Here is a 20,367-nt window from a genome sequence, read left to right as displayed (position 1 = left end):
TTGATGACACGCCCTAGGGCAGATTAGCCATGATCAAATCAACGGTTATCTAAAAAATGATAAGTTGACCCCACGCTTACTGTGGGATAATGTCAAATACTTAATTGAAATAAATGAGCAAGCCGATCTAGTTTTTGATGACACAGTAATTGAGAAACTATACTCTATAAAAATCGAGATAATTAAACGACAATATAGTGGTAATTTCCAGGGTATAAGCTGTTCGGCATTTAAATTGGTATAATAAAAATTAATAAATAACCCAATAATAGGAAATATGCCAGCAAAAAATTATCTGACAGCAAAAAACAATACTTCAAAAAGCCTTAAAAATAGAAGAAAATGGAAATATTAGAGAACGTATTTTAATTTTGCTGTTGTTGAATAGTGGAAAAACACAGTTAGAAATTGCTGAAGTTTTGGGTTGTTCAAAGAACACAGTCTGTTATTGGTGTGTCCACGGAGATCCAGATGACTTAGAGAGTCTTAAAGATAAAAGAATGAAAGGCAATCACCAAAAAGCAACAAAACAATATATAGAAGTATTATTAGAATTAGTCGAAAAAGAACCCGAAGAATTAGGATATGAATTTGGTCGATGGACAGCTCAAAAATTAGCCGTTCATTTAGAAGATACAACAGGCATCAAGTTAAGTGGGTCTCAAGTTCGTAGGATACTAGTCAAGAAAAAATATGTTTACCTTTGGTCAAAGTATAGCTTAGATTCTAAAAAAGACCCTAAAAAAAGGGAAGCATTTAAAAAGAAACTAGATGAGTATTTAAAAATAGAAAAAGAAAGCCCAGAGCGTCTTCAGGTATGGTTTTGGGATGAAAGCGGATTTAGTTTGAGAGTCATCAGAAGAAAAAACTGGTGTAAAAGAGGAAAGCGAAAAAAAGTTAGAGGAGACCGTTCGCGCAGCGTCGGGCTTTGCCCGAAAGGCAAGGGAGAGTTAATGTGATGGGAGCTTTGCGATATTCAGATAAAAAAAGATTTGTAGATTTCCTCAAAAAAAGCAATAGTCAAACTTTTTATGAAGTTTTAAAAACCTTTTATAAAGAGCTAGAAAATGAATGGATGGAAGCGGGTAATCAACTAGAAGACTTTGCTAATAAAGGACCGAAAATCGTCATTATTTTAGACAATGCTAGTTTTCACAAAAAAGCCGAATATATTCATAAAATAGAAGAAGATATGCCGAATATTTATTTAGAATATCTTCCCGAGTATAGTCCTGATTATAACTTAATTGAATTGGTTTGGCATTCAGCAAAAGAATATATTGCCAATCGAGTTTTCAAATCAATTGAAGAATTAGAATGTTTGTTAAATCATCTTTTAAATGAAGGAGGGTTAATTATAAAATGGGTACGAAAAATAAAAAACAAAGGCAATGCTGTTATCACAGTTTAAATGCGCAACAGCTTAATCGAGGCGCGACCCAAGGGCAGTTTACCTGCCCATTGGAATGCGCGCCTCCAAGTAATTTGATTAATAAATTGCCTATAGGTCAATCACGAAACCCAAAAGTTTTGGGTAGTATACTATCGGATTTATGACCCATAACGGTGAAGTTACCGTAAGAATAGGGTCGCCTTAATCAATGGAGGCGCGCTTTCCTATGGCGAATTAAATTACGGGGTCGCGCCTCAAGTTTTAACCCTTCTATGCATAGCTTGTCAACCATAAAGGCGACCCTATTCTAAGGTTTCGTCTCTAGGATGGTAAGACAAAAATAGAACAGGTTTTGGATAGGCTCCAAAACCTTGTCTATTCTAAGGAGTTGCCATTTAGAACTGTATTGATGGACAGTTGGTATGCCAAAAATAAATTAATGTTATATATCGATGGTTTGGGATAATATTATTATTGTCCTCTCAAACGGAATCGACTTGTGGATGAGACTGGCAATCAAAAAGATTATCAAAGAATTGAATCATTAGTTTGGGATGAAAAAGAGTTAAAATCCGGTAAATTAGTAAAAATTAACAAATTTACCTGCTCCAAAAAAGTGAAACTTTGACCGGTAAGTGTCTCCACCGACAAAACGGATTTTATCGCTGTCTTGATGCAGTCGCTCATGGTTTGAATTTACCGTAAGATAGGGTTGCCTTGTCTTGATGCAATAGCGAGTGGGGGAAACCACGGCAGTCGCTCATGGGGGAGACCCCCAAGACCGCGCTGCCTCCCCAAGACCGCGCTGCATCGCTATTAAAAAATATTTAACCCTTTTCTGCATAACCTGCTAACTATAAAGGCGACCCTATCTAAGGTTTTGTCTCCGGGGGAAACCACGGCAGTCGCTCATGGGGGAGACCCCCAAGACCGCGCTGCCTCCCCAAGACCGCGCTGCATCGCTACAAACGATTTATCTCAGAATTATGAGGCGCGACCCAAGGGCAGTTTACCTGCCCATTGGAATGCGCGCCTCCAGGGACGTTGTACAAAAAGAGTGTAAGGTTCGATGTCAGGTTGAGGAGTTTCATCTTAAATTAAAACAATTGACTGGTATTGAATCATGTCAAGGTCGCAAGGGTCGTATTCAAAGAAACCATATTGCTTGTGCTATTTTAGTTTGGCTCTTTCCTTAAAAATTTGGCTTATAAAAGTGGTCAAACAATTTATCAAATTAAGCATGGGCTCAAATCCAATTACTTAATTAACCAACTAAAACGTCCCGACATTACTATGTCTATAGTTTAGTTATTAGACTCTCGCCGTGGTCTAGCCCCCTGGTTGACTGACAAAACTCAACAAGCATAGTCAAAAGACCTTACTGTAAACTAAGCGCCGATACCTCTTCTGCTCGTCCTGTTTTCGGGAAGCCATCGCTGGTGATGGGTCGGGTTTCCCACTTAAAATTAGGGTTTCAAACAACTCCCAACCAAGAGTAGCGTGCAGTCAATACCCATGCCCAACCAATGCATGAGATAACTGTTACCGCGCGCACCAGTGAGGGTCTACAAAACGGCGTAATCCTCGGGCTACGACCTTAGTTCCTTGGGCAGTGAGATAAAGAGTAGCGTACCCCAAGACGAAACACAATCGCGATCAGGCGCTTTGCATTCCGAATCTCACAGCTTTCCAACTCAAAACCATTGGACTTGTCATCAAGAAAGCTCTCTTCAATATCAAAGCGTAAGCCATATTCCCGAAATGTCAGCAAGGGTGGTCGGTTCGTCGCTGACGATGTACCAAAGTTCTCCGCTAATTCCATCATTTGCCAGACCCAGATTAACTGCACCATGCATATTCGGTTTTGTGAATCCAGACATTTTGGAGTAAAAGAGCTTCACCCCGTAGAACATGAAAATCTCGTACTTGAGACCAACCTAACCCATGTCGCCAGACCCAGAAATCACAGACCAATGCGGATGCGATAATGCGTTCCCCAGTTCAGCCAAGGCATACAACATTCACCTGAGTATTGATGAATCCTCTGTCTGCTAGCAGTACAACTTGAACTCTATCTGGGATTAATCGCGACACTGTCAAGAGCTTTGTCATTATAGCTGCCTATCAAGACGCTGCATTAAGAATGCTCCAGTACTCGCGCTCGCCACTGGCACTGCTCTTCCTCGATATACCACAGCTACCCTAATCAGACAATATTGATTCCACAGCATGGAAGTATCCAAGCGAAGGATACAATAGTTCATTTTCCCATCTATTCTTCGCTTCCTGAATCAGTGGGCTATATAACCGTTGTGGATTAATCCGGGGACCGAAGCAACCATCGACTGAATCGACGTTGCGTGACTGTCGCAAACACAGCACTTGAGTGGATGTACATAGTCCATTTTGTCAGATTTACGCTACCTGAGTGAATTAGTCCAACTACCATCCAGACGCCTTGTATGTAGATGCCTGATATCAGCCCATTGTTTGGATTGACCCAATAACGTAACTTCGGCATTATAGAGACGGGAGGTGTTTTCGCTTGTCATCCTGTCTGAGTTTAGTCACCCAGTCAGAATATGGCATTTGTAGCCAATTTGAGAAGGTAACACCTTCCATCACTGGGAAAGGATGAGTCTTCCGTTGGGTAGCGCGCCGCTACACCGATTGCTGCACCGATCGCGCTATGTGAACTTTTGTCAGTCAACCAGGTCTAGCCCCACCATTAGTTGTGCCAGTTGCGTAAGTCCTATATTAAATTCGCTCAAGGTGCGCGCCTCCTAGGGCGAGTAAATCGCCCTTGGGTCGCACCTTCGGGTCGCACCGCCAGGAACGGGCAAGATGCCCATTCCACCTCACTCTTAAAATCATTCCATTATTAAGCAATGCCATCTAATTGGCACAACTGATCCCCAATCCGGGTGCAATACTCCGGTTTAATTCAGTCCCCAGAGGCTTGTAAAGACCTAGCATGCTAGGTCTTTACATTTGTGTAGCCGCAACAATCACCTCGTCAGGGCAAAGAGGAAATACCAGGCAGAGGTAGTATATAGCGCTACGGGCAAGGCCAGAGGAATCCCCCCTACCTTAATACTATCCATTAGGCAAAAGTAGTCGAAACAGTGATAGAGACGTTTGATGTAGGCAAGGATGGGGAGAGGAGTGGTGAGCGTAATTATTAACTGGAGTATAGACTAACAGGGGTTTCCCAAGACTGTGATCGCTAATCTTGAAGTGCGATCGCTAATCTTGAAGTGCGATCGCTAATCTTGAAGTGCGATCGCGCTTAATTCGGTGCAGCAAAGCTGGAGTGGACAGTGAGGCGGAGGTTGTGAGAGTATGAAAGGAAAAAGCCAATCAGGGGATGAAGAGGAACAAATGAAGGATTGGATAAGCCAGGAGATAAATCCGAAATTTTTCAGGACATACGCCACGCAAAAAGATTGAGAAAGACACTTCTGGTCTTAAGTGAGCATCCAGGAGAAACAGTACCAAAAGCGAGTGGAAATGCCAGCGAGAGTCAAAGTATCTACAGATTTTGGTCAAATAAGACAGTGAAAGGGACCGACTTATTGGCTTCACACAGGGAAGGCGTAGTGAGGAGGTGTGTCGGTCGCCGTGAGTAGTGCTGGCAATACAGGACACGACCGACTTGGAGTATAGGACACATCAAGCCACGAAGGGTTTGGGATATATCAATCAGACCAAGCAACTTCGAATCAAAGTTCATAGCTGTATAGCGGTGAGTGCGCGATTGAGAGCCATTGGGACTGCTACATCAGCAGAGTTGGACAAGAAAGCACAGGAGTGGAAAGAAAAAAGAACGCAAGAAAAAAGCGATTCAAGAAAAAGAAAGCTATCGATGGTTAGAGACTCTTACAGGAGCCGAGGAAGGACTAGCCGAAAAAGCGAAGCTCATACATGTTGCTGATCGCGAGGCCGATATCTTTGAGTTGTTCGCCCAAAAGCGCTCTGCCAAAGCGCGAATTACTGATTCTTCGAGAGCAGTATAACCCCAGGGTGAAAGAGGAGATGGGATATCTTTTGCCGACGATTGAACAAAGGCCAATCTTAGGTAAAATGACCATCAACTTAGAGCGTAATCCCAAACGTCCAGCTCGCCCGCGCACTATTACAAATCCGAGGGATGAGAGTCACTCTGGAAGTGCCTCAACATCACCCCAAACCCCACAATCTCCAGCCAGTGGAAATCAATGTACTACTCGTAGAAGAAACTGAGAAACCTGCTGATGGTAGTCCACCCATTCGTTGGTTATTGCTCACCACTCTACCCATTGACAACTTTACTCAAGCTTGGCAATGGGTGCAGTGGTATAGCTATCGGTTGCTGATCGAACCCTTTCACAAAACCGCTCAAAAGTGGCTGACGCGCGCGAAAAACTTCAACTTCAAACCCGAGAGCGTTTACTCAAAGCACTGGCTACTTATAATATTGTTGCTTGGCGATTAATGTGGTTAACTTATCAAGCTCGACTTAATCCCGATGCTTCTTGCCAAGTTGTTTTCTCTCCACCGGAATGGAAGCTCAAGCGACTTCAATTTCAACCCAAAAACCCCTCGAAAAAACCTCCTACTCTTGCGTTTTGCTCTGACGCGGGATTGCACGCTTGGGTGGATTTTTGGCTCGTACTGGAGATGGCGAACCTGGCTTGAAAACTCTCTGGCGAGGGCTTTCTACCTTCTACCATTTGCTTGAAGGTTCACAACTTGCTTCTACATCAAACGTCTCTATCACTGTTTCGACTACTTTTGCCTAATGGATAGACCTTAATAAGGGGGGCGGACAATAGGCAAAGGTGCGCTTTCCGGAGACGAAACCTTGAAGAGGGTCCCCTTATTACAAAAGTTTTAACCCTTTTACGTATAGCCAGTAACCCATAAAGGCGACCCTCTGAATACGGTAACTTCATTCCTGCATCTAATTATTAAATTAGCCACGAGTCGCACCTAAAAGTTGACTACAACAGCGTAGGTGCGCTTGACCTTGGCGAATTAAATTAGCCACGGGTCGCACCTTTTGCTGCTTGTATCAATGTCAAACACCTTAATGGGTAGTGCTATAACCGTCAACCCTCAACCCTCAACAACCGTGATGGTAAGAGCAAAGAAATCTCAAGCTCCCGATCATTATATAGTGGTTGGAAATTCCTTAGAGTAGACCCAGCCAAGTCAACAAACCTTGACCAGTGAGCAATTCCAGTAACAGGATACAAACTAAGGCAACCATCGCAAACCTGCCGTTGATTTGCTCAGCATAGGGAGTCCAACCAAAAGCTGGTTCAGGTTGGTTAAAAGACTCCTCAGATGATTCACTAGAATTGGGTGTTTCAGAACTCATGGCTGCTCAGATCCTTCAGACTCCAAATTTTTTACCGATTCAATTAGCGATCGCACTTGTGATGTCCCTGCTGATGGAGAAAAGCTCAAGGGAAACTTACCTCGAACTAGCATTCGTAATCCCAGTGGTCCTAGGCTCGCCAAACCTTGGATATCTCGAAATGAGTTACCAACCACCTGCAAGCCAAACTTACGCTCATCAATCCAACCTCCCTCTTTCACTAAATCAATTAGGACTTTGCGGTGGCGGATTGGACGACTATCTTGGTCATCAATACCTTCAAGAATATCCTGTTTAATCTTACCGATTTGATCCATAGGAGCCACACCCATCGGGCAAACGGCATTACACATCATACAGCGGGTACAACCCCAGACTCCTTTTGTTCCTTCGTTATATTTCTCCAAACGATTTTCCGTGGTATTATCACGGGAATCTACCACCAGACGCTGTGCTTTAGCCAAGGCATGAGGACCGACAAAATCTCGATTAACTTCTTTGGCATTACACTCAGAATAACAGGCACCACACATGATACAATTACCTGCCTGAGCCAAATGCGATCGCTCTTCAGGACTCTGTAAAAATTCCCGTTCGGGAATCTTCCTAGCAGCAGTGCTGACGTAGGGATCAACAGCTTCTAAGTTATCCCAGAAGCTGCTCATCTCAACGACTAAATCCTTGATTACTGGCATATTCCCCAGAGGTGCTATAGTAATCTCCGGAATTTTAGATTCATCTGGCAGCTGTTGGTTCCCCAATTCATTGCCCACATTTTCCTTACAGGCCAAAGCCGACCGACCATTAATTCGTATGCCACAGCTACCACAAATCGTGTTGCGACAATTTTTGCGAAAAGCTAAAGTACCATCTTGTTCCCACTTAATACGATTCAAGCATTCGAGAATCGTGTTTCCTTTCTCGACATCCAGCTTATAAGTCTGGAGTAGTGGGGCAGTGTTTTGAGTCTGTCGAATGATTTTGAAATCAACTTGCATAAAACTAAGCTCTTGAATATTCCAACATATACAAGGATAATCGGTAAGGTTAAGGGCTAGGGTCAACAGGACTCCTATTCCGGTGAGTAGTTCCTCTTGATAATTAGGCCATACTTGTTTGAGTAGTCCCTCCCGAAGCAATACCGCTCGCTAGTTGACTTCTGGTGTAAGAGTGCTTTCCTTTTGGTATGTTTCCTGGATTATTTCCATAGTTATCATGTTACTGCCCCTAAAGGCTTAGGCAGGGATTGTCTGATCTGTTATTATTGAAATACGTAAAGATTTAAACAAATGATCCAAAATATCTTGTCAACTGAGATAGATTTAACGATATATTTTTAATAGAGCCAAAGTTTGGCGATTAATGATCTTGACCACTCTGAAGTTTAAAGGATATCTCGTGAGATTATGCCAGAGATTTCAAGTACTCCCCTAACTGGTAAAGCATTACTTCAAAAAGTAAAAGAGCTATCACACTTGCCTCGCCGAGAGACAGCCAAGCGTTGCGGCTATTACACTATAACTAAAACAGACCAGACCCGCGTTAATTTAACAGATTTTTATGATGCGGTTTTAGGAGCCAAGGGTGTTCCCCTGGATCCAGAAGGCACAAAAGATGGTCGGGGGCGTGAACCGACTTATCGTGTGAGTGTCCATAAGAATGGTCAAATTGTTATTGGTTCAACCTACACTCATGCCATGGGATTAGAGCCTGGTGATGAATTTGAAATTAAACTAGGCTACAAACATATCCATCTCAAGCAGGTGGATAACGATTTTGAATCTGAAGAGGTATCTACTCAAAAAGCAAAGAAAGCCACCTCTTAGTGCGTGTTCCCTAGCGCTCTCTTGGTGCGCGTTACCTAGCGCTTTGAAAAAGTGCGGGGTGGCACCGCTTTGAAAAAGCTCGGGGTGGCACCGCTTTGAAGTAATCCTTCTTACAGAAAATCCTGCGAGTTTGAAACCCCCGTCTCTCAGCGAGCGGGGATGAAAAACGACCATGTGGGGCTAGCGTTGCCTCGCCGTGAATATTTTTTGGGCACGTGAGCTTTTAAGAATCTGTTACCGACGTGATGGGTAAAGCCCCCGTGATTTATCCGGGGGATAAAACAGAAATTGACGAATAAATTCGTCAATGGATATTTTTTTATTCTGTTGTCGGTAATCCCTAAACTAGCGCTGTCCTATATAATAGGAAGTGAGACAACCAACTTGCCTGAATATAAATAGACAACGTAAAAACCTGTTCAAAGTAATGATACGTGCACCTCGGTTTCGTCTAAGGATCTGGAAGTCTATGAAACGAATAAGGTAGATATTGTATTAAAGTTGATTGTCTCCCATTCTAAAAAGGTAGGGTGGGGCACACCACAACCTGGATCTTAAATCCAAACCCTGGGTTTGAAGTTACCGTTAGAGAGGGTCGCCTTATTAAAAAAGATTTAACCCTTTTCTGCATAACCTGCCGACGATAAAGGCGACCCTCTCTAAGGTTTCGTCTCCGGGGAGATTTGGCCTCTACTGTGCTTGGTTAAAACCAATCATAGCAAGCCGAATCGTTGAGCCAAGAATCCCCATCTATTAGCGAGCGGGGAGTCTCAAAATAATTGAATCGGTACCATAAGGCACAAGCAAACCGCAGGTAAAAAACCTGAAAAAGCTTGGGCTAAGCTCACTATGAGGGAAAAAGGACAGACCCACATCTACTTGGAAAATGTCAATTTTTTAAGCAAGTGGACTGGTTGATCTGCTGAAAAGCTGATCACCTTGAAGAATCATATGTCTACCCTTCGATAGTGGAGGATGCCCCATAAGAAGACAGTAGAAACAAAAATCTTCTTTCTACTACCTGAGGAGTCGGTAAAGCAGGCTATTACTAACCAGCCCGATGTGCTCTGTCCTTAGGGAACTTGGCATAGGAAAAAAGCAGCCGCTTATGATAGTGTAGTTGAGACCTTATAGTAATTTGATAGTAATTTGCCAATCTCGCCAATGGCTATTCTTGATCAGGCAACTAATGGGTCGTTTGTGTCATTAATGACGTCAACTACTCTTTTGAAGGTAGGAACTTTTTTCCTAGCTTGGGCAGTTTTTTGGCTTCCCCTAGCTTTCCCTATAGCTATGGTTTTAAAGTGGCGTCCAAATCAGCCTTTAGCACCAGACCAAAAGTTACCACTACTGGCAGCACTTTACCTGATTGCTCCCCTAATTTTATGGGGAGCTTCTCAACTAGAGGGGGTGCCTTTCTCCGATTACGGATTGGATTGGAAATTAAGCGTTTTAGGGTCTCTAGGATTGGGACTAGGAGTAGGTATTCTCAGCTTAATCATAGTATTTACTGGGCAATTATTACTAGGCTGGGTGAGGTGGAATTATGAAAATTGGCAGCGTTTGGGACCGATATTACTGCCAGTGATGTTATTAGGGCTGTGGATTGGGCTTACAGAAGAGTTAGTCTTTCGTGGCTTCTTAGTGAATCAACTACAGCAGGATTATTCTATCTGGGTAGGAGCAGCCATCTCTAGTGGGATTTTTGCCCTGTTACACCTAGTTTGGGAACAAAAAGATACTATCCCTCAGTTACCAGGATTATGGCTAATGGGAATGGTATTAGTCCTAGCCCGTTGGGTGGATGGAGGCAGTCTGGGTTTAGCATGGGGACTACATGCTGGTTGGATTTGGGGTTTAACTTGTTTGGACTCAGCTGAGTTAATTGCTTACACAGGCATTGGACCAATTTGGATAACGGGTTTGGGAGGAAAACCGTTAGCTGGGATAGTGGGTCTTCTTTGTTTATTGGAAGTTGGGGCTTTATTATTACTGATGTTGCCAGATCAGCTGGTCAACATTTGATCAACATAATAGACTTCGCGGCAGTTGTCGGGAGGGAACAGCGGATCACCGAAACAGTGGACAATAATTGAGGCAAACACTATCAGAAAACTACTTTTGAGGTCTAATCAATATTTAACCTGTTTTAAATTGGCTTTAAGCCTGTCAACAGACTCCTATATATAGCACTACCCATTCAGATTAGGACATTCCTAAACTCCGAAACGTAAGTAATCGCTTACTTTTAGGTGCGACCCGTGGCGAATTTAATTCGCCTACGGAAAGCGCACCTTTGACTTCTGACTTCTAACTTCTCACGCTAAGCGTAGCGCTATAACACTACCCATTAAGGTTAGGACATTGATAAAAGCTGAAAAAGGTGCGACCCGTGGCGAATTAAATTAGCCACGGGTCGCACCTGTGGATTTACTTCATGTTTAATTTCGCGCCTTTCTTGTCGTGCGCGTTACCTTGGCGAGGGAACCTCGCCGGGGTGTTAATCAGAGAAATCGGTCAACCTTACATGGAAGAACCAACTCCCACATAGGCACCATAGAAGAAAAGACCAACCACTACGAGGACACCAGTACCAGCGATAGTGGCAACTATCCATAAAGGAATTCTTCCCCCTCCAGACACAGCTTATACCTCCAATTTTAAATCAAGTTTTTTTTAGATGCAGTTAACGATAGAAGGCTTAATAACTAGTCTTAATAACTAGTAATTTCCTTGAAAAGCCTCCCTAGTGGTAAGGGTTTTGTGCAACTCCTATCAGGAGTAAAGTAGTAAATTCCCGATTAACCGGAAATTACCAGGGAATTAACTAAGAGTCTTTTCCCGTCTACATCCTAGCCTTCTCTAAGATGGAGATTTAGGCGAATCTGTTAAATCAGTTAATTAAAGAAATAACTGGAAAACAGAATACCAAGCACAAAAATCAGTAATAGACCTAAGTAAAGAGACGTCCGATTGAGTTCAACCGGCTGTCTATTGGGATTGGAATTCCGCTCCATAATTGCTTCTCCTATCGTTGAATAAATTGCATGGCTGCGATCGCGCCTAAGAAAAAGACTGAAGGAACGGCTAGGGTATGAACCGCTAACCATCTAATCGTGAAAATCGGATACGAAACTGGTTGATTGGGATTACTGCTAGTCATGATTGTCTGCCTTTATCTAAAAAACCTTTAGGTGCGCTTGACCCATTAAGAATTAAATTCGCTCAAAGTGCGCTTTCCCATGGGCGAGTAAATCGCCCTTGGGTCGCACTTTCGGGTCACACCTATGGAGCAAATTGTTCAACTTGCTGTTTAGCATTGTAGCGGTCGGAAACGATTGGTAGTTCCATCCGCTCTTGAGTAAAGTATTCATTAGGACGGGGTGTGCCAAACACATCGTAAGCCAGACCAGTGCTAACAAAAAGCCAACCAGCGATAAATAGGGCTGGGATAGTAACACTGTGAATGACCCAGTAACGAACGCTGGTAATAATGTCACCAAACGGACGTTCTCCAGTTGTACCTGCCATCGTAGATTCCTCTTACCAACAACCGTTTAGAATTCCATAACTATAATAGTTCTAAGTGCCGTTTTTTTCTACATCTTCAATGTTGAAACATAAAACGAAACTGACTGGCATCGATCATAGGGATTTCAAAGCCCTAAGCTTCCTGGGTATGCGGCTCATACTTGAGTAAAATCCCTTTCTGACCAATTACAAACCCCTGTTCTGGTGTTACAAAGACGATTTTGTAAAAATTGGAGGGAACATCCTTAAGATCCCGGTCTTTTTGCCAAGTTTTTCCACCATCAAAGCTACAAAGCAAATTACCACTGCCACCTGCTAACCAAATTTCATTGGGTGTGCGATAGGCTAAGTCAAGTAATCCCAAGCTGTTGGAAACTTCCGGATACATCGGTTCTTGCCAATCTTCTAGGTCTTCAGCACTGCTAAATTGTACCTGACCACCCCGGGCAAGAATCCACAGACGACCATCGGGGGTAAACCCCATATTCTGAAGACGCTTGGAACTGTAACGATTATGCTGTAACCAAGCACTCTGACCTGGATCCCAAGTGGAGTAAAAGTTACCTCTAGCAGACACAGCCACGTATTTACCATCTTCAGAGCGGGAAATATTACGGGTGACTCCGACCGCCTGTGCTACCTGTGCTTTCCAGGTTTTCCCAGCATCCTTAGTCTGATAAATTGCGCCAACATCAGTGGTCATCTCTGCTGAGTTGGGTCCGAGAGCGAGCACTCTGTTGGGTGAACCTGGTAACTTTTCACTTAAGAGAATGCGAGACCAAGATTCCCCCCCATCAGTAGTATGGAGCATGATCGAAGGTTGACCAACAATCCACCCCTCATCACCAGCAAAGCTTACAGAGGAGAAGCGATAATTTTCATCTCCGAGATCCAAGCCTTTCTGTTGCCATGTATTACCCCCATCCTTAGTCTCAAAAATTGTGGCATAGCTACCCACAATCCATCCATGACTAAGATCCCCCGTAAAGCCAAGGTCTTGCATGGTCGCTTCTGTAGGTAAGGAAATAACCGCCCAAGGATTGTAGCTTATGGATGAAGGAGATTTGCAGCTGACACAAATTAATGCCACCGCCAGTAATATTAAAATTTGTTTCAGCGTTTTCATCAAATATCTCATTATTTCCAGAACTTTTTGAGTATGGCAGCTTTCTCCGTAGGTTTTCAGAACCCAGCAAGGGCGATGGCTTCTAGATCTAAGCTTTGGTGATGCCAGCAGTTGCTCACGTTCAATAAACTTGCCAACTGCCCTGATTTCAGTTCAAACCGTAAAGGCTCAGAAAAAATAAAAAGCCTAATCCTAAAGCGCTAAAAATTAAAAGGTTTTTTTGTGCTGGTGTCATGCGGTTAACACCTAAGCCATAGGTAAGATTCTCCTGAAATCCAGACGGGGCATTAACAGCACCAATATTAATAAACTGAATTTTCGGAGCGCTGCACACTGGACAGCGCCAATCATCTGGCAAATCCTTATATAATGTCCCTCCTGGAACATTGCGATTGCTATCTCCCTTAGTCGGATCGTAAACATAGCCACAAGCACGGCATTCATAGCTGCTGGGTGCTTGTTCAGCTAGGGTTTGCTCTGGGGCTCGTTCAGTCATTGCTCTGTAAGCTTAAGCAGCAAATCTTAATAACTATGTTAAAAAATATTATCACACACTAAGGGTCAGATTTTCTTAACTTTTGATTTAAGCTCAGGAGTTTCTCCCCAATGCCTGACCGGATTTTTGATCAACCCTTGAAATGGTAGGGTCTTCTAGGCAAAGCGATTACCCTCAACTACGAACAACCTTGAAGTCTATGGTAGTCATTGGCTTTTGAGAACCAACCACTGATCCCTGAGGACCGTTCAAAAGGGCAGAGCACCTATAATAAAGTTTGTAAAGAAGTACTAACGCCAGTTTTTACCTGGCACTGACCAATTGTGTTTGTTCTTAGCGGTTACGAGTATCTCTTAGGCTTCATACTAGCTTGCAGCTTAGTGCCCCTACTAGCCCTGTCGGCTTCCAAGCTTTTGCGACCTAGCCATCGGGAGCCAGAGCGACGCACCACCTATGAATCTGGTATGGAACCAGTGGGGGGTGCTTGGATTCAGTTCAACATTCGTTACTATATGTTCGCCCTGGTGTTCGTGATTTTCGATGTTGAAACTGTATTCCTCTATCCCTGGGCTGTCGCCTTCAATCGCCTGGGATTACTGGCATTTGTGGAAGCCCTAATTTTTATTGCAATTCTTGTGCTTGCTCTGGTTTATGCTTGGCGCAAAGGAGCCTTGGAATGGTCATGAAATCTAATCTTACAAAGGATAGTGCTGCTATAGAACAGCAGCAAACAAACAAAATTCTTAACCCGATTGAGCGAACCCAAGTCACTCAAGACCTATCGGAAAATGTAATTTTGACTACAGTAGACGACCTTTACAACTGGGCGCGGCTTTCCAGCCTCTGGCCGATGTTGTATGGTACGGCTTGCTGCTTCATTGAATTTGCAGCAATGATTGGGTCGCGGTTTGACTTTGACCGTTTTGGTTTGGTTCCTCGTTCTAGCCCCAGGCAAGCGGATTTAATTATCACAGCGGGTACCATAACTATGAAAATGGGACCAGCACTGGTTCGTCTGTATGAGCAGATGCCAGAGCCGAAGTACGTGATTGCCATGGGAGCTTGTACTATCACTGGCGGCATGTTTAGCGTTGATTCTCCAACAGCAGTCCGTGGTGTGGATAAATTGATTCCAGTGGATGTCTATATACCTGGATGCCCCCCTCGTCCAGAAGCAATCATGGATGCTATTGTCAAGCTTCGCAAAAAGGTGGCTAACGAGTCGATTCAGGAGCGTGGTCAGCTCAAGCAAACCCACCGTTACTACAGCACCACTCACAACATGAAAGTGGTACCAGAGATTTTGACGGGTAAGTACCTGCAATCAGAGGAGCGCTATACTGCACCCAAACAGTTGACCGAGGAGATGGGAATAGCAGTACCACCAGCACTCAAATCCTATCAAAAGCAGGAGGTAAAGCGTGGCTGAAGAGTCAAAACCAGTAGAGCAAACCACACAATCCTCTGAGATAGTTGAAGCGGGAAAAGTCTCCGGATGGCTCAAGGAAAACGGTTTTGACCATGAGTTCATGGAGCTGGATCACCTAGGCGTTGAGGTACTCAAAGTTCAACCAGATGTCTGGCTTCCCATTGCTACTGCTCTGTACGCCTATGGGTTTAACTACCTCCAATGTCAAGGAGGCTATGATTTTGGTCCTGGGGCAGACTTGGTGAGCTTTTACCACTTGATTAAAGTGAGTGATAATACTGATCAGCCTGAGGAAGTGCGTGTAAAAGTATTCCTACCGCGAGATAATCCTAAGGTTCCCTCGGTGTACTGGATTTGGAAAGCTGCTGATTGGCAGGAGCGGGAAACCTACGATATGTTCGGTATAGTTTTTGAAGGACACCCTAACCTGAAGCGGATTTTGATGCCAGAAGATTGGGTGGGTTGGCCTTTGCGGAAGGATTACATATCACCGGACTTCTACGAATTACAGGATGCTTATTGATTAGCTATGGGTTTGTGATCGTTTCCCTGATGCGATCGCAAACTCAACATCGCACTTTCCTCACTCCCTAAGAGGGCTGATGGGTTATAGTCAAATCAACTTACTTAGGATTCTCGATGACCTGATCAGCTTTTAGCTTCCAGGAAAAGAAGCCCCAAATCTGCAAGGGTGATCGACCACCCATGGCCTACGGCCAAGTGTGAGTGTGGGATAAATTTTGCACAAAGTCTTTCACACAAAACCGGCACGATGCCTTATATTATATTGACTGACAAGCAAGGTCTAAAATGCTGCTTGTTGGTGAAATGCTTCACGTATTTGGATGCATCAGTTACCTCAAATCTTTGTCGTTGATCGTAACTTTGCTCTAAATCTCTATCCTTCTGATTACTTTTAAAATATAGCTTAGGCACAAAGATGGTGCCAGTTTCGAATAGATAAACAAAGAGCGCATTTTCCGCAATGAAATAGCCCTGGTTAGATATACTTATGCCTTGGTTAAATTAACTAGGTTTTTATTTTTGTCTGATCAGGTGCAAGAGCTGAGTATACTTAGATATTGCACCAAGTTAAAAATTTACCTGTCAAACTAGGGAACAGGGAACGGGGAACAGGGAAAAGTGATAAGATTTGACTATTTAAGTACTGAAATTGATTGTTATCACTGCCGTTATTAAGTTTTTTGTAGTTGTGCAATATTTCCATATATAGTGTTTTTGTAATTCCATAAAAACTATATATGGAAAATCCCTTGTCAACAAGCACAATAAGCCATGGTTAATTAAGAAATCTTACCGATTACCTAACAAGATACAAGATTTGTTTACTCTAAATTGCTGTCCGCGTCAGGAGAATAGTATATTAATCCAGGTGAATTAAAATAATGTACTGCTTGGATTTAAGAGATGGTTTATACACCAGACCAACCGCAACAAAGCTTAAGTACTCAAACAGCGCGTAATTTAGCGACGACGACTAAAACAGCGCCCCAAATGCGGGGGAAGACTCCACGTTTACTCCTCAAGCTTCTACCTTGGGTTGAGGTTTCAGGTGGTACTTACCGGGTGAACCGCCGAGATGTCAGAGTTACACAAGAGATGGCCACCAACGACGATGGGGAAAAGAACATTGAAATATTAAGTGGCCACGAAGGCGAAGCCAGCCTCACCCAAACCTTTGTTGACTACGACGATGAACCTCGGGAGTATCCTTTGAGTATTACCCAGACGATCTTAAAGGTTCATACCCGAGTCGGTGATCTCTACAGCAATGCCACAGATCAGGTGCGAGAGCAGTTGCGCCTCACCATTGAAGGATTGATGGAACGTAAGGAAAACGACATTATCAACCATGATGGTGATGGTGATCCCGACAAAGCCTATGGCTTACTCCATGCCGCAGATCCATCTATGCGCATCTCCACTCGTACTGGGCCACCCACACCGGATGACTTTGATGAACTATTGGCCAAGGTCTGGAAACAGCCAGCATTTTTCTTAGCTCACCCCCAAGCGATCGCTGCCTTTGGTCGAGAATGTACGCTCCGGGGTGTTCCGCCTGCAACCGTTCAACTATTTGGTTCACCCTATATCACCTGGCGAGGGGTTCCGGTAGTTCCCAGTAATAAGTTGAAGGTAAAAGAGGGCAAAACCAATATTCTGCTGATGCGAGTTGGCGAAGCTGCCCAAGGGGTCGTGGGTCTACAAAAAACTGGCGTGCCTGGAGAACAAGTGCCGGGCGTGTCCGTGCGCTTAATGGGGATCAGTGACCAGGCGATTGCCACTTACCTGGTTACCATCTATTTTTCCGTAGCCTGCCTAGTGCCCGACGCCCTGGGCGTTCTGGAGAACGTAGATATTACGACATACCATAATTATGACTGAACAACAAGGTTTAAATCTTTCCCCATCGCCTCAGAACAGTCAACCCCTTGAAAGTTCTTTCGGAGGGGATCTATCCGATCCCCAAATGTTAGATCAAATATTGAATCAGCTCTTTGCCCAGCTACCCGAACCGCTAACCTCACCAGAGGCAATGGCTGGCATGATGCCAAAGATGTTGACTGGACAGGGTTTAAGTCAACCGGTAGCGGCTGCTCAATCCCAATCCAGCAGCCAGAGTCCCAAGCAACCGGAGGCTCAACCCCAGCAGACCACTAGTGGGCAAAGTCCAGAGCAATTGCTGTCTGATGCCCAACAGCAGCTGTCCAGCCTACAGGGTCTAGGCCAAATAATAGACCCAATCATGTCTGAGGCTCAACAACTTATGTCTGGTCTGGAGAGCCTAGACCTATTGGGAGCTGAAGCTCAACAGCAGCTGTCGAGGGGGTCAACCCCAGACCAGATGGCTGGAACTAGTCAGCCATCTTCTGATCTCCAGGGAAAAACACCCACATCTGCCCCATCAACGCCAGTGCCTCAGGGGGGTACCTCTGGCTCTGCCTTAATGCCTGAGATCTCCTCAGCACAAACCCCCAACTTGTCTGCGACTCAAACCAGTGAGGCAGCAACCAAAAGCACAACTGCACCCAGCACCGCTGCTACCGAAGCCAATCGGCCAGGGCGTCAAGTACCCAGTCAATCTCCAAGCAGTGGCAATGGCATGACAGGAATGGGGGATCTCAGCCTCAGCGAGTTCCTACCCGACTCAGCCGAATTACAGCATCTGTTTGAGCAAGGCATGGCAGGCATTTTCTCAACCGAACCTGCTCTTCCAGTTTCTCCTCAATCTGGCTCAGACCAGATGGGAGCAGCAGGATCTACCAGTACAGCATTGCAGAACCCTGAACAGCTAGGATCGGAGGTTGAACCAAAAGCTAAAACGGTGCTAAACCCTGAACAAGCTGGTGCAGTGGGCCAACAATCCTCTCCTGATATCCAGGGGAAAACACCGGCTTCTTCCCAACCTGCATCTTTATTTGAGGAAAGTTCCTCCGATTATTACTTTTTGCAGAATCTGTCTCCAACCATAACCTCTGCTGCCTCTACGCTACCTGCTGGTGACCCATCCGGTAGCAACATGGTGGCCCCGGAACAACTCGGAGGGGCAATAGAAACCCAGAGCCGTGAGCTACAAGGTCAAGGGGAAGGGGAAATCCGAAACCTCAAACAACTTGGGGCACGGAGCACCAGCGAGGCTCTACCCCAGGTTGAGATGCTACCCGGTGCCGAGTTCCTGAGCATTTTAGAGGAAGGGGCTGGTTACATTGCTCTGAGTGAAACAGATCTGCATCAGTCTCTAACCGAACCTCCAGCAGCGGTGCCTCTACCCCCTGGAAGCACACCTAAGTTTTACTTTTTGCCAGACTCAAAACCGGCGGAGTCAAGCTCATCCAAGCTTTCCACTGATCAGCAAACCTCGCAACTGCCCCAGGATAGCTTTGATGTGGAAGCGGTACGGCGAGACTTCCCAATTCTGCACCAGCAGGTTCATGGCAAGCCACTGATCTGGATGGATAATGCTGCTACCAGTCAAAAACCCCAGAGCGTGATCGATACTCTATCCCAGTTCTACGAGCAGGATAATTCCAATGTCCACCGAGGGGCTCATACCCTAGCGGCGCGCTCTACCAATGCCTACGAAGACGCTCGGGAGAAAATTCAACGGTTTCTGGGTGCAAGTTTAGCCAAGGAAATAGTCTTTGTACGGGGTACGACCGAAGGGATTAATTTGGTGGCGCAAACCTATGGTCGCAAGCATGTTAAAGCTGGGGATGAGATTGTGCTCACTACTTTAGAGCACCACTCTAACATTGTACCCTGGCAGATGCTAGCCCAAGAGAAAGGAGCCGTGTTAAAGGTTGCTCCTATTAGTGATCAAGGGGAAATCTTACTGGAGGAATATCAAAAACTGCTCAGCGATCGCACCCGTATCGTTGCCCTGAGTCATGTTTCCAATGTGTTGGGAACGGTGCTGCCCATCAAAACCATGGCAGCTATGGCTCATCGCCATGGTGCTACGGTGGTGGTCGATGGGGCTCAATCGGTTCCCCATTTCCGAACCAATGTTCAAGACCTGGGGGCTGACTTTTATGTTTTCTCCGGTCACAAGCTCTTTGGCCCCACTGGCATTGGTGCTCTCTATGGTAAGGCAGCTTTACTCAAAGAGATGCCCCCCTGGCAAGGCGGTGGCAACATGATTGAGTCTGTTTCCTTTGAAAAAACCACCTTTAACGACATTCCAGCTAAATTTGAAGCAGGTACCGGCAACCTGGCAGCAGCCGTAGGTTTAGGGGCAGCCATTGACTATATCAATCAAATTGGTTTTGAAGCGGCGGCTAAACATGAAGAAGCATTGATGGCTTATGCTACAGCAGCAATGGCAGCCATTCCAGGATTGCGCCAGATTGGCACAGCAGCGGGTAAGGTCAGTACGCTGTCCTTTACTCTTAAGAATATTTCTTCAGAGGATATGGGGAAATTCTTGGATAGTGAAGGCATTGCCGTACGTGCTGGACATCATTGCGCCCAACCCACCCTGAAACGGTTTGGGTTGACTAGCACTGTGCGCCCCTCCTTAGCGTTTTATAACACCTTTGCAGAAGTAGATAAGCTGATTGCAGCAATTAAAAAGGCCAAACACCAGCTATCCTAAAACTCAATATAAATATCATAATCACGGTAAACGCATCTTGTCAATAAACTGTATTTTTCAATAAACCAGGCTTTATTGCGTTTGTTTA

The 20,367-nt window shown here is 44.7% G+C and carries 21 protein-coding genes and 4 pseudogenes; 16 read left to right on the top strand and 9 right to left on the bottom strand.

Going from position 1 to position 20,367, the window contains the following annotated elements; all coding sequences use genetic code 11:
• Positions 1-13: 13 nt before the first annotated feature.
• The 4 pseudogenes from LYNGBM3L_RS50170 to LYNGBM3L_RS50160 all read left to right on the top strand — a co-directional run.
• Positions 14-217 (top strand): annotated as a pseudogene (locus tag LYNGBM3L_RS50170) (IS701 family transposase); the annotation flags it as partial.
• A 60-nt stretch (positions 218-277) separates the two neighbouring features.
• Positions 278-1,411: pseudogene (locus LYNGBM3L_RS37980) on the top strand (IS630 family transposase).
• 307 nt (positions 1,412-1,718) lie between these two features.
• Positions 1,719-2,018, top strand: a pseudogene (locus LYNGBM3L_RS50165) (IS701 family transposase); the annotation flags it as partial.
• Between the two features lie 403 nt (positions 2,019-2,421).
• Positions 2,422-2,701 (top strand): annotated as a pseudogene (locus LYNGBM3L_RS50160) (IS701 family transposase); the annotation flags it as partial.
• 289 nt (positions 2,702-2,990) lie between these two features.
• Here LYNGBM3L_RS50160 and LYNGBM3L_RS39960 read toward each other — a convergent pair.
• On the bottom strand, positions 2,991-3,245 hold the full coding sequence (locus LYNGBM3L_RS39960; RefSeq protein WP_008180817.1) for a hypothetical protein: 255 nt from the start codon (positions 3,243-3,245) through the stop codon (positions 2,991-2,993).
• Between the two features lie 1,537 nt (positions 3,246-4,782).
• Here LYNGBM3L_RS39960 and LYNGBM3L_RS49740 point away from each other — a divergent pair.
• The 5 genes from LYNGBM3L_RS49740 to LYNGBM3L_RS49735 all read left to right on the top strand — a co-directional run bounded on the left by LYNGBM3L_RS49740 (position 4,783) and on the right by LYNGBM3L_RS49735 (position 6,174).
• Positions 4,783-5,022: a transposase DNA-binding-containing protein gene (locus LYNGBM3L_RS49740; RefSeq protein ID WP_071986821.1), complete on the top strand. Its 240-nt coding sequence runs from the start codon at positions 4,783-4,785 to the stop codon at positions 5,020-5,022.
• A 138-nt stretch (positions 5,023-5,160) separates the two neighbouring features.
• Positions 5,161-5,409, top strand: a complete 249-nt coding sequence (locus LYNGBM3L_RS39955) for a hypothetical protein (protein WP_008180813.1) — start codon at positions 5,161-5,163, stop codon at positions 5,407-5,409.
• 134 nt (positions 5,410-5,543) lie between these two features.
• Positions 5,544-5,867 carry a hypothetical protein gene (locus tag LYNGBM3L_RS39950; protein ID WP_008180811.1) on the top strand — a complete coding sequence of 108 codons (324 nt, stop codon included), beginning with the start codon at positions 5,544-5,546 and terminating at the stop codon, positions 5,865-5,867.
• The gene (locus LYNGBM3L_RS45495) at positions 5,867-6,070 is read left to right on the top strand and encodes a hypothetical protein (protein WP_008180808.1); all 204 of its coding nucleotides are present in this window, start codon (positions 5,867-5,869) and stop codon (positions 6,068-6,070) included. Before LYNGBM3L_RS39950 ends, LYNGBM3L_RS45495 begins: the two co-directional genes overlap by 1 nt.
• The gene (locus tag LYNGBM3L_RS49735; RefSeq protein ID WP_353736801.1) at positions 6,025-6,174 is read left to right on the top strand and encodes an IS4 family transposase; all 150 of its coding nucleotides are present in this window, start codon (positions 6,025-6,027) and stop codon (positions 6,172-6,174) included. The genes LYNGBM3L_RS45495 and LYNGBM3L_RS49735 overlap by 46 nt, the downstream gene beginning before the upstream one ends.
• Before the next feature lie 392 nt (positions 6,175-6,566).
• On the opposite strand, the gene LYNGBM3L_RS07070 is transcribed toward LYNGBM3L_RS49735, so the two are convergent.
• Complete coding sequence (locus tag LYNGBM3L_RS07070) at positions 6,567-6,755, bottom strand: CAB/ELIP/HLIP family chlorophyll-binding protein (protein WP_008180807.1); 189 nt, start codon at positions 6,753-6,755, stop codon at positions 6,567-6,569.
• Entirely contained in the window at positions 6,752-7,753 is a 1,002-nt protein-coding gene (locus tag LYNGBM3L_RS07065; RefSeq protein WP_044492440.1) for a succinate dehydrogenase/fumarate reductase iron-sulfur subunit, read from the bottom strand. Before LYNGBM3L_RS07065 ends, LYNGBM3L_RS07070 begins: the two co-directional genes overlap by 4 nt.
• Before the next feature lie 408 nt (positions 7,754-8,161).
• On the opposite strand from LYNGBM3L_RS07065, the gene LYNGBM3L_RS07060 reads away from it, so the two are divergent.
• Complete coding sequence (locus LYNGBM3L_RS07060) at positions 8,162-8,581, top strand: AbrB family transcriptional regulator (RefSeq protein WP_008180804.1); 420 nt, start codon at positions 8,162-8,164, stop codon at positions 8,579-8,581.
• A gap of 1,164 nt (positions 8,582-9,745) precedes the next feature.
• Positions 9,746-10,606 (top strand): CPBP family intramembrane glutamic endopeptidase, encoded by an 861-nt coding sequence (locus LYNGBM3L_RS07055; protein WP_008180802.1) that lies wholly within the window; start codon positions 9,746-9,748, stop codon positions 10,604-10,606.
• A 498-nt stretch (positions 10,607-11,104) separates the two neighbouring features.
• Here the strand turns inward: LYNGBM3L_RS07055 and LYNGBM3L_RS36050 are convergent, their stop codons facing one another.
• The 6 genes from LYNGBM3L_RS36050 to LYNGBM3L_RS07040 form a co-directional block, all read right to left on the bottom strand.
• A complete protein-coding gene (locus LYNGBM3L_RS36050; RefSeq protein WP_071986820.1) occupies positions 11,105-11,224 on the bottom strand; it encodes a photosystem II reaction center protein J in 120 nt (39 codons plus the stop codon).
• Positions 11,225-11,478: 254 nt separating this feature from the next.
• Positions 11,479-11,598 (bottom strand): photosystem II reaction center protein PsbL, encoded by a 120-nt coding sequence (gene psbL, locus LYNGBM3L_RS36045; RefSeq protein WP_071986819.1) that lies wholly within the window; start codon positions 11,596-11,598, stop codon positions 11,479-11,481.
• An 11-nt stretch (positions 11,599-11,609) separates the two neighbouring features.
• Positions 11,610-11,744, bottom strand: coding sequence for a cytochrome b559 subunit beta (psbF, locus tag LYNGBM3L_RS36040; RefSeq protein WP_071986818.1), 135 nt, complete (start codon positions 11,742-11,744; stop codon positions 11,610-11,612).
• 122 nt (positions 11,745-11,866) lie between these two features.
• On the bottom strand, positions 11,867-12,112 hold the full coding sequence (psbE, locus tag LYNGBM3L_RS07050) for a cytochrome b559 subunit alpha (protein WP_008180799.1): 246 nt from the start codon (positions 12,110-12,112) through the stop codon (positions 11,867-11,869).
• 133 nt (positions 12,113-12,245) lie between these two features.
• Positions 12,246-13,250, bottom strand: coding sequence for a photosynthesis system II assembly factor Ycf48 (locus tag LYNGBM3L_RS07045; RefSeq protein ID WP_044492399.1), 1,005 nt, complete (start codon positions 13,248-13,250; stop codon positions 12,246-12,248).
• A gap of 136 nt (positions 13,251-13,386) precedes the next feature.
• Complete coding sequence (locus LYNGBM3L_RS07040; protein ID WP_008180797.1) at positions 13,387-13,734, bottom strand: rubredoxin; 348 nt, start codon at positions 13,732-13,734, stop codon at positions 13,387-13,389.
• A 323-nt stretch (positions 13,735-14,057) separates the two neighbouring features.
• On the opposite strand from LYNGBM3L_RS07040, the gene ndhC reads away from it, so the two are divergent.
• The 5 genes from ndhC (at position 14,058) to LYNGBM3L_RS50155 (ending at position 20,279) form a co-directional block, all read left to right on the top strand.
• Positions 14,058-14,420, top strand: a complete 363-nt coding sequence (gene ndhC, locus LYNGBM3L_RS07035) for a photosynthetic/respiratory NAD(P)H-quinone oxidoreductase subunit C (protein ID WP_008180796.1) — start codon at positions 14,058-14,060, stop codon at positions 14,418-14,420.
• The gene (gene ndhK, locus LYNGBM3L_RS07030) at positions 14,417-15,163 is read left to right on the top strand and encodes a photosynthetic/respiratory NAD(P)H-quinone oxidoreductase subunit K (protein WP_008180795.1); all 747 of its coding nucleotides are present in this window, start codon (positions 14,417-14,419) and stop codon (positions 15,161-15,163) included. Before ndhC ends, ndhK begins: the two co-directional genes overlap by 4 nt.
• Positions 15,156-15,686, top strand: a complete 531-nt coding sequence (locus LYNGBM3L_RS07025; RefSeq protein WP_008180794.1) for an NAD(P)H-quinone oxidoreductase subunit J — start codon at positions 15,156-15,158, stop codon at positions 15,684-15,686. The genes ndhK and LYNGBM3L_RS07025 overlap by 8 nt, the downstream gene beginning before the upstream one ends.
• Positions 15,687-16,591: 905 nt before the next feature.
• Positions 16,592-17,569: a family 2A encapsulin nanocompartment shell protein gene (locus LYNGBM3L_RS07020; RefSeq protein WP_008180793.1), complete on the top strand. Its 978-nt coding sequence runs from the start codon at positions 16,592-16,594 to the stop codon at positions 17,567-17,569.
• On the top strand, positions 17,562-20,279 hold the full coding sequence (locus LYNGBM3L_RS50155) for a SufS family cysteine desulfurase (protein ID WP_008180792.1): 2,718 nt from the start codon (positions 17,562-17,564) through the stop codon (positions 20,277-20,279). Before LYNGBM3L_RS07020 ends, LYNGBM3L_RS50155 begins: the two co-directional genes overlap by 8 nt.
• Positions 20,280-20,367: the final 88 nt, after the last annotated feature.

Origin of the sequence: Moorena producens 3L (assembly GCF_000211815.1) — a bacterium.
Lineage (GTDB): Bacteria > Cyanobacteriota > Cyanobacteriia > Cyanobacteriales > Coleofasciculaceae > Moorena > Moorena producens.
The sequence above is the reverse complement of the archived record's forward strand: the minus strand, read 5'-3'. Positions and strand labels throughout refer to the sequence as shown.

Coding starts and splice junctions, on each gene's coding strand:
- LYNGBM3L_RS39960 (WP_008180817.1), bottom strand. CDS start 3,245: ATGGTGCAGTTAATCTGGGTCTGGCAAATGATGGAATTAGCGGAGAAC.
- LYNGBM3L_RS39950 (WP_008180811.1), top strand. CDS start 5,544: ATGAGAGTCACTCTGGAAGTGCCTCAACATCACCCCAAACCCCACAAT.
- LYNGBM3L_RS45495 (WP_008180808.1), top strand. CDS start 5,867: ATGTGGTTAACTTATCAAGCTCGACTTAATCCCGATGCTTCTTGCCAA.
- LYNGBM3L_RS07070 (WP_008180807.1), bottom strand. CDS start 6,755: ATGAGTTCTGAAACACCCAATTCTAGTGAATCATCTGAGGAGTCTTTT.
- LYNGBM3L_RS07065 (WP_044492440.1), bottom strand. CDS start 7,753: ATGCAAGTTGATTTCAAAATCATTCGACAGACTCAAAACACTGCCCCA.
- LYNGBM3L_RS07060 (WP_008180804.1), top strand. CDS start 8,162: ATGCCAGAGATTTCAAGTACTCCCCTAACTGGTAAAGCATTACTTCAA.
- LYNGBM3L_RS07055 (WP_008180802.1), top strand. CDS start 9,746: ATGGCTATTCTTGATCAGGCAACTAATGGGTCGTTTGTGTCATTAATG.
- psbL (WP_071986819.1), bottom strand. CDS start 11,598: ATGGAGCGGAATTCCAATCCCAATAGACAGCCGGTTGAACTCAATCGG.
- psbF (WP_071986818.1), bottom strand. CDS start 11,744: ATGACTAGCAGTAATCCCAATCAACCAGTTTCGTATCCGATTTTCACG.
- psbE (WP_008180799.1), bottom strand. CDS start 12,112: ATGGCAGGTACAACTGGAGAACGTCCGTTTGGTGACATTATTACCAGC.
- LYNGBM3L_RS07045 (WP_044492399.1), bottom strand. CDS start 13,250: ATGAGATATTTGATGAAAACGCTGAAACAAATTTTAATATTACTGGCG.
- LYNGBM3L_RS07040 (WP_008180797.1), bottom strand. CDS start 13,734: ATGACTGAACGAGCCCCAGAGCAAACCCTAGCTGAACAAGCACCCAGC.
- ndhK (WP_008180795.1), top strand. CDS start 14,417: ATGAAATCTAATCTTACAAAGGATAGTGCTGCTATAGAACAGCAGCAA.
- LYNGBM3L_RS07020 (WP_008180793.1), top strand. CDS start 16,592: ATGGTTTATACACCAGACCAACCGCAACAAAGCTTAAGTACTCAAACA.
- LYNGBM3L_RS50155 (WP_008180792.1), top strand. CDS start 17,562: ATGACTGAACAACAAGGTTTAAATCTTTCCCCATCGCCTCAGAACAGT.